Source organism: Streptomyces sp. NPDC091287 (assembly GCF_044768525.1).
Classification (GTDB): domain Bacteria; phylum Actinomycetota; class Actinomycetes; order Streptomycetales; family Streptomycetaceae; genus Streptomyces.
The window spans coordinates 146,370-159,068 of sequence record NZ_JBIVUV010000013.1; the positions used below are offsets into that span (position 1 = coordinate 146,370).

The 12,699-nt window shown below is 73.1% G+C and carries 11 protein-coding genes; 6 read left to right on the plus strand and 5 right to left on the minus strand.

Going from position 1 to position 12,699, the window contains the following annotated elements; genetic code table 11:
- Window positions 1-41: 41 nt before the first annotated feature.
- Window positions 42-2,378, minus strand: coding sequence for a helix-hairpin-helix domain-containing protein (locus tag ACIQRW_RS22920; RefSeq protein WP_403763318.1), 2,337 nt, complete (start codon window positions 2,376-2,378; stop codon window positions 42-44).
- Window positions 2,375-3,358 (minus strand): aldo/keto reductase, encoded by a 984-nt coding sequence (locus ACIQRW_RS22925; RefSeq protein WP_403763321.1) that lies wholly within the window; start codon window positions 3,356-3,358, stop codon window positions 2,375-2,377. The genes ACIQRW_RS22920 and ACIQRW_RS22925 overlap by 4 nt, the downstream gene beginning before the upstream one ends.
- Before the next feature lie 138 nt (window positions 3,359-3,496).
- On the opposite strand from ACIQRW_RS22925, the gene ACIQRW_RS22930 reads away from it, so the two are divergent.
- The gene (locus ACIQRW_RS22930) at window positions 3,497-4,546 is read left to right on the plus strand and encodes an LLM class F420-dependent oxidoreductase (protein ID WP_403763324.1); all 1,050 of its coding nucleotides are present in this window, start codon (window positions 3,497-3,499) and stop codon (window positions 4,544-4,546) included.
- A 233-nt stretch (window positions 4,547-4,779) separates the two neighbouring features.
- Window positions 4,780-5,568, plus strand: coding sequence for a ferritin-like domain-containing protein (locus ACIQRW_RS22935; protein WP_403763327.1), 789 nt, complete (start codon window positions 4,780-4,782; stop codon window positions 5,566-5,568).
- 28 nt (window positions 5,569-5,596) lie between these two features.
- On the opposite strand, the gene corA is transcribed toward ACIQRW_RS22935, so the two are convergent.
- A complete protein-coding gene (gene corA, locus ACIQRW_RS22940) occupies window positions 5,597-6,589 on the minus strand; it encodes a magnesium/cobalt transporter CorA (RefSeq protein WP_403763330.1) in 993 nt (330 codons plus the stop codon).
- A 55-nt stretch (window positions 6,590-6,644) separates the two neighbouring features.
- On the opposite strand from corA, the gene ACIQRW_RS22945 reads away from it, so the two are divergent.
- From ACIQRW_RS22945 to mshC, 4 genes are all read left to right on the plus strand, one after another.
- Window positions 6,645-7,367 (plus strand): histidine phosphatase family protein, encoded by a 723-nt coding sequence (locus ACIQRW_RS22945; protein ID WP_403763333.1) that lies wholly within the window; start codon window positions 6,645-6,647, stop codon window positions 7,365-7,367.
- Window positions 7,368-7,437: 70 nt separating this feature from the next.
- Entirely contained in the window at window positions 7,438-8,028 is a 591-nt protein-coding gene (locus ACIQRW_RS22950; RefSeq protein ID WP_018959545.1) for a DUF3090 domain-containing protein, read from the plus strand.
- Entirely contained in the window at window positions 7,992-8,831 is an 840-nt protein-coding gene (locus tag ACIQRW_RS22955; protein ID WP_403763336.1) for an SCO1664 family protein, read from the plus strand. Before ACIQRW_RS22950 ends, ACIQRW_RS22955 begins: the two co-directional genes overlap by 37 nt.
- Before the next feature lie 121 nt (window positions 8,832-8,952).
- Window positions 8,953-10,182 (plus strand): cysteine--1-D-myo-inosityl 2-amino-2-deoxy-alpha-D-glucopyranoside ligase, encoded by a 1,230-nt coding sequence (gene mshC, locus ACIQRW_RS22960; protein ID WP_403763339.1) that lies wholly within the window; start codon window positions 8,953-8,955, stop codon window positions 10,180-10,182.
- 85 nt (window positions 10,183-10,267) lie between these two features.
- Here the strand turns inward: mshC and ACIQRW_RS22965 are convergent, their stop codons facing one another.
- On the minus strand, window positions 10,268-11,320 hold the full coding sequence (locus ACIQRW_RS22965) for a PAC2 family protein (RefSeq protein ID WP_403763342.1): 1,053 nt from the start codon (window positions 11,318-11,320) through the stop codon (window positions 10,268-10,270).
- 191 nt (window positions 11,321-11,511) lie between these two features.
- The gene (locus ACIQRW_RS22970; protein WP_403763345.1) at window positions 11,512-12,570 is read right to left on the minus strand and encodes an LLM class flavin-dependent oxidoreductase; all 1,059 of its coding nucleotides are present in this window, start codon (window positions 12,568-12,570) and stop codon (window positions 11,512-11,514) included.
- Window positions 12,571-12,699: the final 129 nt, after the last annotated feature.

Genomic DNA, 12,699 nt, shown 5'->3' on the forward strand with positions numbered 1-12,699 from the left:
AGCGCACCGGGGCCCCACCGCTGTCCGGATCAGCTCAACCGCTAGGACGACGCGTCGGGCGTCGCGAGCGCCTCCAGCAACGGTCGCAGCCTTGTCGTCCGCTCCTGGGCCGGAACCTGCGCCACCGCGTGCGGGAGCGCCTGGTCCACCCCGTGCACCACGGACAGATGCCGCTCGCCCCGGCCGAACGCGGTGTACACCCAGGGCCTGCTCAGCCCCTGCGCGGCGTCGCCCGGCAGCACCACGACCGCCGCGGGCCAGCGCATCCCGGCCGCCTGATGGGCGCTGAGGGCCCAGCCGTGCCGCACCGACGACTCCACCCGCTCCTGCGGTACGACGACGGGGACGCCCCCGCAGTCCAGCCGCAGCCCCTCGGCGTCGGCCGAGCGCACCACCCCGGGCACCGCCCGGCCGGGCGCGGGCACATGGACCACGCGGTCGCCCGGGTCGAAACCGCCGAACCGTCCGGGGCCCGGGTTGAGCCGCTGCTTCAGCGCCTCGTTCAGCGCCCTGGTCCCGGCGGCCCCGCCGTGGCCCACGGTGATCACCTGGGTCTCGTCGGCGGGGATGGAGAACGCCCGGGGCACCGAGTCGGCGACCAGCTGCACGGTGCGGTGGACGGCCTCGCCCGCGTCGCGGACCGGGACGATCACCACCTCCTTGCCCGGGGCGTCGACCTGATGCAGCTCGCCGATGCCGATACCGGAGACCAGCTCGCCGATCGGCCCGGGGTCCGGGGTCCGGGAGACGACCTGCGGGCAGGCGTGGGACGCCAGCACATCGGCGAACACCCGCCCGGCGCCCGCGGAGCCCAGCACACCAGGGTCGCCGCTCAGCACCAGCCGGGCGCCGTCGGCCAGCGCCTCGACCAGGACCGCCGCACCCTCCACGTCCAGCTGCGGGGCGTCCAGCACGACCAGCAGATCCAGGGCCAGCGCCCCGTCCTCGTCCCGGCCGGGGCCCTGCGCACCGGACAGCAGGCCGGCCAGTGTGACCGCCGTGTCCGGATCACCGGTGGCCGCCGCGAGCCGTCGGCGGCCGTCCTCGCTGTGGGTCGCGCCCAGGGCCCGCAGCCCCAGGCCGCGGGCCGCCGCGATCAGGGCGGCGGGCTCGGCCCGGGCCGCCTCGCCGCCGCTGTGCGCGACCAGTCCGGCCGCGGCGGTCGTACGGATCAGCTCGGCGGCCGACGGGCTGGGGGCCGCGGCGGCCGCCTCCGTCCAGTCGGCGGCCTTCTCGCAGGCGTTGACCAGCCGGGCCAGGCCGTCGGCGAGGCTCTCCTCGGCCAGGGCGTAGCGGTCCAGGCCCAGCAGCACCTGGACCGGCTCCCGGGCCACGTCGGCGTCCTGCGCGAGGCCCGCTTCGTCCGCTTCGCCGTCCTCGGCCCCGGTGTCGTCCGGCGCCGGTTCGTCGCCCTCCTGGAAGAGCAGGGCGACGCCCTCCTCGACGGCGTCCCGCACCGCCGCGTCCGGGTCACCGACCGCACGCTCGGCGAGCGCCGCCCGTACGGTCTGGGCGTCCAGGGCCGTGTGGCCCTGGAGGGCGGCGCGCTCCAGCAGCCAGCCGACGAGGGCCGACGTCCTGCGGCCGTCGTCCGGGCCGCATTCTGGGCCCAGCAGGGCCCGTGCGAAGCCGTCGGCCTGCTCGGGCCGGACCCCGGGCACCGCCAGCAGCTGCCAGGGGTCGGTGCGCAGCAGCTCGGCGGCCTGCTCGCCCAGCGCGCCGACGGCCGGGCGGGCCAGCGCCTCGGGGGCCCCGCCCTCCACGAGCACCGCGCGTACCGCGTCCAGGGCTTCGGGGGAGGCGGCCTGTGCCGTCGGGGCGGCGGGGGCCCGGGGCGGCTGTGCGGCGGCCGGAGCGGGACGCCGGGCGGCCGGGGCCGGGGCGGGCGAGTCGAAGAACGCGGTGCCCGCCTTCTCACCGCTCTCCACGGCGCGGACGGCCGCGAGCAGATCGGCGGCCGTGCCGCTCAGTCCCGTGCCGGCGGCGATGGGCGCGGCCTTCTCCGCCTTGCGCTTCTCGATCCGCTCCCGCAGTTCGCGCTGGGCGGCCAGCTCGGCCTGCGCCTCCGAGAGCTCGGCGGCGGGCGCCGCTTCGGCGGGCGCGGCGTCAGCGGTCGCCTCGGCCCCCCCGTCCTCCGCATCGCCCTCCGCGTCCTTGTCGACGTCCGCCGGAGTGCCCGACGACTCGGTGCCTTCAGGCGCATCAGGAGCATCGGGCTGCTCAGGCGCGTCAGGAGCATCGGGCGCGGCGGGTGCGTCAGACGCATCGGGCGCTTCGGCGTGCTCGGGGCCTTCGGCACCGGCCTCCGGCGGGGACACGGTGTCCTGTGGTGTGTCCGTGCCGACGGTGCCGGGGGTCTCCCCGGGAAGCGCAGTCACAGCGTGCTCCAGTCCTGGTCGGGATAGCGGTGCACGGGCGCCGACACATCGTCGAGCGCCTGGCAGATCTCGTAGGGAAGACTAAGCGCCTCCACTGACAAAGCCTCCGCGAGCTGCCCGGCGTTGCGCGCACCGATGATCGGTGCGGCGACCCCGGGCCGGTCCCGGACCCAGGCGAGCGCCACCTGGAGCGGACTCGTCGCCAGCCCGTCCGCCGCCGTCGCCACCGCGTCGGTGATGCGGGCCGCCGCGTCGTCGAGATACGGCTCGACGAACGGGGCGAGCCGTGTCGACGCGCCCCGGGAGTCGGACGGGGTGCCCTGGCGGTACTTGCCGGTGAGCACCCCGCGCCCCAGCGGCGAGGACGGCAGCAGCCCGACCCCGAGGTCCAGCGCGGCGGGCAGCACCTCGCGCTCGATGCCCCGCTGGAGCAGCGAGTACTCCATCTGCGTACTGGCCAGCCGGGTGCGCACCCCGGGCGCGGCGAGCTGCCAGGTGGCGGCCTTCGCCAGCTGCCAGCCGCAGAAGTTCGACACGCCCGCGTACCGGACGCGGCCGGAGGACACGGCCAGGTCCACCGCCTGGAGGGTCTCCTCCAACGGGGTCCCCGGGTCGAAGGCATGGACCTGCCACAGGTCCACGTAATCCGTGCCGAGCCGCTCCAGGGACGCGTCCAGAGCGGCCAGGAGGTGCCCGCGCGAACCGTTGAAGCGGCGATAGGGGTCAGGGACGTTGCCCGCCTTCGTGGCGAGGACCAGATCCTGACGGGGGACCAGACTCCCGACGAGCCGCCCGAGCAGATATTCGGCCTCGCCGCCCCCGTACACATCGGCGGTGTCCACCAGGGTGCCGCCCGCGTCCCAGAAGGCCTTGAGCTGGTCGGCGGCGTCGTGCTCGTCCGTGTCCCGGCCCCAGGTGAGGGTGCCGAGCCCGATCCGGGACACGCGAAGGCCGGTACGGCCGAGATGCCTCTGCTCCATGGGCGCTGAGATTACTGGCCATGACCCCACCGGGTGGAGGCCTGTGGACAACCGGAGGTCCGCCGGGCCTGCCGGATCTCCGTCACCCGCGCTAGAGTCCGGAGAAAGGGACGTTACTGATCAGTAAGGGGAGCGGCTATGCGGCTCGGCATCAATCTCGGTTACTGGGGCGCCGGCATGGACGGCGACAACCTCGCCGTCGCGCAGGAGGCCGACCGGCTCGGCTACGACGTCTGCTGGGCGGCCGAGGCCTACGGCTCCGACGCCCCGACCGTGCTGACCTGGGTCGCGGCCCAGACCGAGTCGATCGACGTCGGCTCCGCGATCATGCAGATCCCGGCGCGCCAGCCCACCATGACGGCGATGACCGCCGCCACCCTCGACTCGCTGTCCGGCGGTCGCTTCCGCCTCGGCCTCGGGGTCTCGGGCCCGCAGGTCTCCGAGGGCTGGTACGGCGTGAAGTTCGACAAGCCGCTGGCCCGCACCCGGGAGTACGTGGAGATCGTCCGCAAGGCGATGACCCGCGAGCGCGTGTCGTACGAGGGAGCGCACTGGACGCTGCCGCTCCCCGACGGTCCGGGCAAGCCGATCAAGCTCACGGTGCACCCCCAGCGCGAGCACATCCCGCTCTACATCGCCGCGATCGGCCCCAAGAACCTGGAGCAGACCGGCGAGATCGCCGACGGCGCCCTGCTGATCTTCCCCTCCGCCGAGCACCTGGAGGAGACCGCGATCCAGCCGCTGCGCGCGGGCCGGGAGAAGGCAGGGAAGACGATGGAGGGCTTCGACGTCAGCCCGACGCTGCCGCTCGCCGTCGGCGACGACGTGACCGGCCTCGCCGACATGTTCCGCCCGTACACCGCGCTGTACGTCGGCGGGATGGGCAGCCGGAAGCAGAACTTCTACAACCAGCTCGCCCAGCGCATGGGATACGAGAAGGAGGCCGCCGAGATCCAGGACAAGTACCTCGGCGGGGACAAGGCGGGGGCCGCCGCGGCCGTGCCGCACCAGCTGATCGACCAGACCGCGCTGCTCGGCCCCGTCGAGCGGATCGCCGAGCGGATGCAGGCCTATGCCTCCGCCGGCGTCACCACGCTCAACCTCGCCCCGGCCGGCTTCACACTGGAGGAGCGGCTCACCGCCCTGCGCGCCGGCACGGACGCCCTGGAGCGCTCCGGGCTCGCCTGACGGACCCACCGGCGCCACCGGGACAGCACTACGGCCGTGGTGGGGGCTCGGGGGTCCTCCCCGCCACGGCCGTCACCCGGAACAACGCGGCGCGCGCCCAGGGGTTACGCGGCCGCGCCGGACGCCGTCCCGGGCCGCTCCGGTTGCCGACCGCCCCGCGGCGCATTTGACTCTTCCTGCGCACCGCTCCACGGACTTCGGCTCCGCGGGCAACGGGTACGGAGGTGGCCGTCATGCTCTCAGCGCAGACCCTGTTCCACGAGATCCTGGACAACGACGAGTCCTACCGGCTCTTCTGTTCCATCGCCGCGAGCGGTGAGGCCCAGGGTGGCTGGGAGAACGCCCGCATCGCCACCCTCGTACCGGAGAGCAGCCGCGACCTGGCTCCCAAGATCGTCCGGCACGGCGCCGACGAGGACAAGCACGGCCGGATCTTCAACGCGCTCCTGAAGAAGCGCGGACTGCCGCCCGTCGAGGTCCCGCCGGAGACCGACTACACGATGCTCCTGGAACAGCAGGGCATCGGGCTCGCGCACTCCCGGCTCCGCGGCGAGCAGCGGCTCACCGAGCGCGACATCATCACCTACCTGGCCCACAGTCGCGTCACCGAGCAGCGCGCCTCCGAGCAGATGCGCCTGCTGCGCCGGTACTTCGCCGACCACCCCGACATCGGCCGCGCGGTGAAGATGATCTCCCACGACGAGGACAACCACCTCGCCTACTGCCACGAGGAACTCCTCGGCCTCGCCCGCGCCGGTCACGGCCGCACCATCCAGCGGATCCTGCGCGAGTGCGCCCTGGCCGAGATCCGCGTCTACCGCGACGTCAGCCTCGCCGTGATGGCCGCCATGGGCCGGGTGCTCGGCTGGTCGCGGCCCAAGGCGGCCGTTCTCGCCGCCGGCATCCACGCCGTGTACGCGTACGAGCGCCTCGTCGGCTGGCGGCGCATGGTGAGCCTGGAGATGCCGCGGCGGCGCGACGCGCTGGGCAGCCCCGCCGCACCGGAACGCGAGTACGCCTGAGCGCTGGCGCCTCGCGGGCGCCGGGCGCTCAGAGCCAGCCGCGCCGCTTGAACAGCCGGTAGAGACCGAACACGGCGCAGCCCATCGCCGCGACCACCGCCGGGTAGGTCCACACCCAGTGCAGCTCCGGCATGTGGTCGAAGTTCATGCCGTAGACGCCCGCCACCATCGTCGGGACGGCGGCCATGGCCGCCCAGGCGGAGATCTTGCGCATGTCGTCGTTCTGCCGCACGCCCATCTGGGCCAGATGCGCCGACAGAATGTCCGAAAGTAGCCGGTCCAACCCCTCCACCTGCTCGTTGGCGCGCGTCAGATGGTCGGCCACGTCCCGGAAGAACGGCTGCGCGTGCTCGTGGACGAACGGCACGCCCGCCCCCGAGAGCCGGGCCATCGGAGCGGTCAGCGGTCCGGCCGCCCGGCGGAACTCCAGCACCTGCCGCTTGAAGGTGTAGATCCGGGCCGCGGTGTTCTTCGAGTCGCCGCCGCTCGGGGCGAACACCTGCGCCTCCAGCTCCTCCAGGTCGAGCTGGAGCTCACCGGAGACGTCCATGTAGTGGTCCACGACGGCGTCGCTGACCGCGTACAGCACCGCCGTCGGGCCGTGCTTCAGCACCTCGGGCTCGGCCTCCAGCCGTCGGCGCACGGCCGCCAGCGGGGCTCCCTCGCCGTGCCGGACCGTCACCACGAACGAGTCGCCTATGAAGACCATCAGCTCGTCGGCGCTGACCTTGTCGCTCTCCGGCTCGTAGACGACCGGCTTGAGGACCGCGAACAGGGAGTCGTCGTACACCTCCAGCTTGGGCCGCTGATGCGCCCGCAGCGCGTCCTCCACGGCCAGCGGGTGCAGCCCGAACTCGTCCCGTACGAGGTCGAACTCCTCCTCCGTCGGCTCGTGCAGCCCGATCCACAGGAACGCGTCCTGTGCGGCCCGCGCCTCGTCCAGGGCATCGGAGAAGTCGGCGGGCCGTTCGGTGCGGCGCCCGTCCCGGTAGATGGCACAGTCCACGATCACGGCGGGCATTCTTCCCCCTGAACCGCCCATCACGCACCTTCTCCGTCCCTCTACCCTGGCGGGTATGCCCACGCTGATCCTCGTACGCCACGGACGCTCCACCGCCAACACCGCCGGAGTGCTCGCGGGCCGCACCCCCGGTGTCTCCCTCGACGAACGCGGCGCCGAACAGGCCGCGGCCCTCCCCGCGCGGCTTTCCGCGGTGGCCCCGATCCTCGCCGTCAGTAGCCCCCTGGAGCGCTGCCGGCAGACCCTCCAGCCGCTCCTCGACGCCCGCCCCGGCCTGCCCCTGCACACCGAGGACCGCATCAGCGAGTGCGACTACGGCGACTGGTCGGGACGGAAGCTTGCCGAACTGGCCGACGAGCCCCTGATGTCCGTCGTCCAGCAGCACCCCTCCGCCGCGGCCTTCCCGGGCGGCGAGTCGATGCGCGCGATGCAGGCCCGCGCCGTCGACGCCGTACGCGACTGGAACGACCGGGTCGAGGCGGAGCACGGTGAGGACGCCACCTACGTCATGTGCTCGCACGGCGACATCATCAAGTCCCTCGTCGCCGACGCGCTGGGCATGCACCTGGACCTCTTCCAGCGCGTCCACGTCGACCCCTGCTCGGTCACCGCGATCCGCTACACCCGGCTGCGCCCCTTCATCCTGAGGCTCGGCGACACCGGCGACCTCGCCTCCCTGGCCCCCCGCGAACACGCCGTCGGGGCGGACGCCGCCGCGTCCCCCACGGACGACGGCTCGGCGGACGCGACGGTCGGGGGTGGTGCGGGCGCGCCGTGATCGCTCCGGGCAGTAGGGTGGACGCGCCGTAGCGCCGCTCAACCACCATCGAAGCTCAAGGGAGCAGGACGTGTCCCGTCAGGTGTTCCTCTACGACCCACCGGACCGATTCGTGGCCGGTACGGTCGGGTTGCCTGGCCGCCGTACGTTTTTCCTGCAGGCGTCCTCCCAGGGCCGGGTCACCAGCGTCGCCCTGGAGAAGGCTCAGGTCACCGCTCTCGCCGAGCGGATCGACGAACTGCTCGACGAGGTCGTACGCCGCACTGGGGGCAACTCCCCGGTGCCCGCGGTGGCCCCCACCGACGTCTCCGACACCGCGCCGCTCGACGTGCCCGTTGAGGAGGAGTTCCGGGTCGGCACCATGGCCCTGGCCTGGGACGGCGAGGAACAGCGCATGATCGTCGAGGCGCAGGCCCTCGTCGAACTCGACGCCGGCTCCGAGGACGACCTCGCGGAGGCCGAGGAGAAGCTCCTCCAGGACGAGGAGAACGGCCCGCCGATGCTCCGTGTCCGGCTCAGCGGCGCCCAGGCCCGCGCCTTCGCCAAGCGGGCCCTGGACGTCGTCAACGCCGGCCGCCCGCCGTGTCCGTTGTGCAGCTTGCCACTTGATCCGGAAGGACACGTATGCCCGCGCCAGAACGGATACCGTCGCGGAGCCTGACGGACACCGACCTGCTCACCCTGCTCACCGAGGGCACGATCACCGTCCTCGGGCAGGTCGGCGGGGCGTCCAACGCGGTGCTGCACTGCACGGTGGCGTACGAGGGCGAGGAGCGCCCCTGCGCCTACAAGCCGGTCGCGGGGGAGCAGCCGCTGTGGGACTTCCCCGACGGGACCCTCGCCCAGCGGGAGGTCGCCGCGTACGAGATCTCCCGGGCGACCGGCTGGGACCTCGTGCCGCCGACCGTGCTGCGGGAGGGGCCGTACGGGCAGGGCATGTGCCAGCTCTGGATCGACGGCCCCGCGTCCGACGAGGACGCCCCCGAGCTGCTGGCGCTCGTCGAGAGCGAGGAGCCCGGTGACGGTTGGAAGGCCGTGGGCTTCGCGGACGTGGGGGAGGGGAAGACCGCGCTGCTGGTGCACGCCGACGACGTCCGGCTGCGGCGGCTCGCCGTGCTGGACGCGGTGATCAACAACGGCGACCGCAAGGGCGGACACCTGCTGCCCGCCCCCGGCGGACGGCTCTTCGGCATCGACCACGGCGTCACCTTCAACGCGGACGACAAGCTGCGGACCCTGCTCTGGGGCTGGGCGGGCGAGCCGCTGACCGAGGAGGCGCTGGCCGTGCTGGGCCGGCTCGCCGGCGAGCTGGCACCGGGGGCCGCCCTCGCCACCCGGATGGCCGAACTCATCACACCGGTCGAACTGGAGGCCCTGCGGCAGCGGGTCGCCGGGCTGGTCAAGAGCGCCGTGCACCCGCAGCCGAGCGGCCAGTGGCCGCCCATTCCCTGGCCGCCGGTGTAGAAGCTCTGCGCGTCCGGGCCAGGCCTTACCGCTTGTCCCGGGTTTCACGCAAGAGGGCCTCTTCGGACAGGTTTCCGGTGCCGGTTCGTATCCGGAAGCATCGTCCGGTTACGCTCATGACATGCATGCCTGGCCCGCTTCTGAGGTCCCCGCCCTGCCTGGCAAGGGCCGCGACCTTCGGATCCACGACACCGCGACCGGCGGACGGATCACCCTTGACCCCGGTCCCGTCGCCCGCATCTATGTCTGCGGCATCACGCCGTACGACGCGACCCATATGGGTCATGCGGCGACCTACAACGCGTTCGACCTCGTTCAGCGCGTGTGGCTCGACACCAAGCGGCAGGTCCACTACGTCCAGAACGTGACCGACGTGGACGATCCGCTGCTGGAGCGGGCCGTGCGCGACGGTCAGGACTGGACCGAGCTCGCGGAGCGCGAGACGGCGCTCTTCCGCGAGGACATGACCGCCCTGCGGATGCTGCCCCCGCAGCACTACATCGGAGCGGTCGAGGCGATACCGGGCATCGTGCCCCTCGTCGAACGCCTCCGGGACGCGGGCGCCGCCTACGACCTGGACGGCGACGTCTACTTCTCCGTCGACGCCGACCCGCACTTCGGCGAGGTCTCCGGCCTCGACGCCGAGGCGATGCGCCTGCTCTCCGCCGAACGGGGCGGCGACCCGGAGCGCCCCGGCAAGAAGAACCCCCTCGACCCGATGCTCTGGATGGCCGCCCGCCCGGGCGAGCCGAGCTGGGACGGGGCCTCCCTGGGCGAAGGCCGCCCGGGCTGGCACATCGAGTGTGTCGCCATCGCGCTCGACCACCTCGGCATGGGCTTCGACATCCAGGGCGGCGGCTCCGACCTCGCCTTCCCGCACCACGAGATGGGCGCTTCCCACGCCCAGGCGCTGACCGGCGAGCACCCGTTCGCGAAGGCGTACGTCCACGCCGGAATGGTCGGCCTGGACGGCGAGAAGATGTCCAAGTCGCGCGGCAATCTGGTCTTCGTCTCGACGCTGCGCCGCGACGGCGTGGACCCGGCGGCCCTCCGGCTCGCCCTGCTCTCCCGCCACTACCGGTCCGACTGGGAGTGGACCGACCAGGTGCTGGCCGACGCCGTGGAGCGCCTCGCGCGCTGGCGGGCCGCCGTCTCGCGCCCCGACGGACCGTCCGCCGACGCGCTGGTCGAAGAGGTCCGCGAGGCCCTCGCGGACGACCTGGACAGCCCTGCGGCGCTCGCCGTGGTGGACCGCTGGGCCGCGCTCCAGGGCGCGGAGGGCGGTACGGACGAGGGTGCGCCCGGCGTCGTCTCACGTACGGTCGACGCCCTGCTGGGCGTCGCGCTGTAGGACGGGGCGCGCCTCCGGAGACGAACGGAGCGCCGCACGGGATCGTCTCCCGTGCGGCGCTCCGCTGTTCGCCACCGGCGCCCGGTCAGTCCTCGTCGGGGGTGTCCCCGGAGCCTTCGCCGGGATCGTTCCCCGGCGCCTCGTCAGGACCCTTGGGGCCCTGGTCGTCAGCGGCTTTCCCCCGCCCCGGCTCCGGACGCGGCGGCTTCGGCGGGCGGGTGCGGCCGCTGGAGGGGTCGCGCAGATACGGCACGTCCCCGGACTCCGTCGCATGGCCGCCCGGCCCCTGCCCGGGGCCGCCGTCCCGCCGTCGCAGATAGCGCTCGAACTCCCGGGCGATGGCCTCGCCGGACGCCTCGGGAAGCTCCGCGGTGTCCCGCGCCTCCTCCAGCGTCTGCACGTACTCGGCGACCTCGCTGTCCTCCGAGGCCAGCTGGTCCACCCCGAGCTGCCAGGCCCGTGCGTCCTCGGGCAGTTCGCCCAGCGGGATCCGCAGTCCGATCAGGTCCTCAAGACGGTTCAGCAGGGCCAGCGTCGCCTTCGGGTTCGGCGGCTGCGACACATAGTGCGGGACCGCCGCCCACAGGCTGACCGCGGGCACCCCGGCGTGGGTGCACGCCTCCTGGAGGACCCCGACGATGCCCGTTGGCCCCTCGTACCGGGTCTCCTCCAGGTCCATCGTCCGCGCCAGGTCCGCGTCCGAGGTGACCCCGCTCACCGGCACCGGCCGGGTGTGCGGGGTGTCGCCGAGCAACGCGCCCAGGATGACGACCATTTCGACGCCCAGCTCATGGGCGAAGCCGAGGATCTCGTTGCAGAACGACCGCCAGCGCATGGATGGTTCGATGCCGCGCACCAGGACCAGGTCCCGGGGCTTCTCCCCGCCCACCCGCACCACGGACAGCCGCGTCGTCGGCCAGGTGATCTTCCGCGTACCGCCGTCCAGCCACACCGTGGGCCGGTTGACCTGGAAGTCGTAGTAGTCCTCGGCGTCCAGCGCCGCGAACACCTCGCCCTTCCACTCCCGGTCCAGATGACCGACCGCTGTGGAGGCGGCGTCCCCGGCGTCGTTCCAGCCTTCGAACGCGGCCACCATGACCGGGTCGATCAGCTCGGGCACCGACTCGAGCTCGATCACCCGGGCCTCCTTCCGATGTCTCCATACGTACGGAGCAACCTTACGGCTTCCGGGGGCCCCCGCCGCAGCCCTCTTGCACGGCCGGGTGAACCCTGCCACCAGGAGTGGATCATCGGGCGGATCAGTGCATCATGGCCCCCGAGGCGCTGGCCCCCCGCTCCGCGCCGGTACGTCGGCGAGCCGGCTCCGCGTCAGCTCCGCGGCGAGGACGGCGCTTCCCGGCGCACCACCGGGGCGATCTCCTCCGCGAACCGCTGGAGCGTCTCCAACTGCTCCGGCCGGCCCAGCCCGAAGCCGTCCACGGTGATCGACTGGAGGTCGTGGCGGTAGACCTCGTGCCAGCCGAGGATCTTGTCGATGATCTGCTGCGGGCTGCCGATCAGCTGCGGGCCGCCCTCGATCGCCTCCTCGATCGTGCGGAACGGGGTGTTGTAGCCGGCCTTGCCCTCCAGATGCGGCTTGAAGACCTGCCGCACCCGCGCCTCGTACAGCTCCTTGTACCGGTCGACCGCCGCCTGCGAGCTGTCGGCGATGAGGAGTCCGCCCGATCCCGCCGCCACCTCGGCGTCCGCCGGATCGTGCCCGTACGCCTCGAACCGTTCCCGGTAGTGGGCGATGAGCCCGGCGTACGCCTCGAGCGGCTGGATGGCGTTCGCGGTGAACAGCGGGTCACCGTGCTTGGCCGCCAGCTCGGGGGAGTTGAGGCTGGTCGCCGAGCCGTGCCAGACGCGCGGCACGCCCGCGTACGGGCGCGGCACCGTCGTCACGTTCTTCAGGGGCGGCCGGAACTCCCCCTCCCAGTCGACGCCCTCCTCGCTCCACAGCCGCCGCAGCAGCTCGTACTTCTCCTTCTGGAGGTCCCACTGCCGTGCCTCGTCGAGCCCGAACAGGTCGAAGTGGCCCGCCTCCGCGCCCTTGCCGACGACGAGTTCGACCCGGCCCCGGGATATCTGGTCGAGCGTCGCGAAGTCCTCCGCCACCCGGACCGGGTCGAGGATCGCGACGACGGTCACCCCGGTGAGCAGCCGGATGGTGCTCGTACGGGCCGCGATCGCGCCCAGCACCACGTTCGGACTGGAGGAGAGGAAGGCCCCGGCGTGCCGTTCGCCGACGGAGTACGCGTCGAAGCCGAGCCGCTCCGCCACCGCGGCCGTGTCGATCACTTCCTCGAACCGGTCGGCGGCCGGGAGGAGTTCACCGGTGAGCGGGTGCGGCTCGTGGCCGATCAGGGAGAGCACGGAGAATCTCATGAACTCCACTGTTCCCGGGGCACGTTGCGAGCGTATGGCCGGAGTGTGGCGCGTGCGCCGGGGCGATCGCGCACGCCGACGGGGGCGGCTCCCGTGGGAAGCCGCCCCCGTCGCCCGTCCACGCGGGAC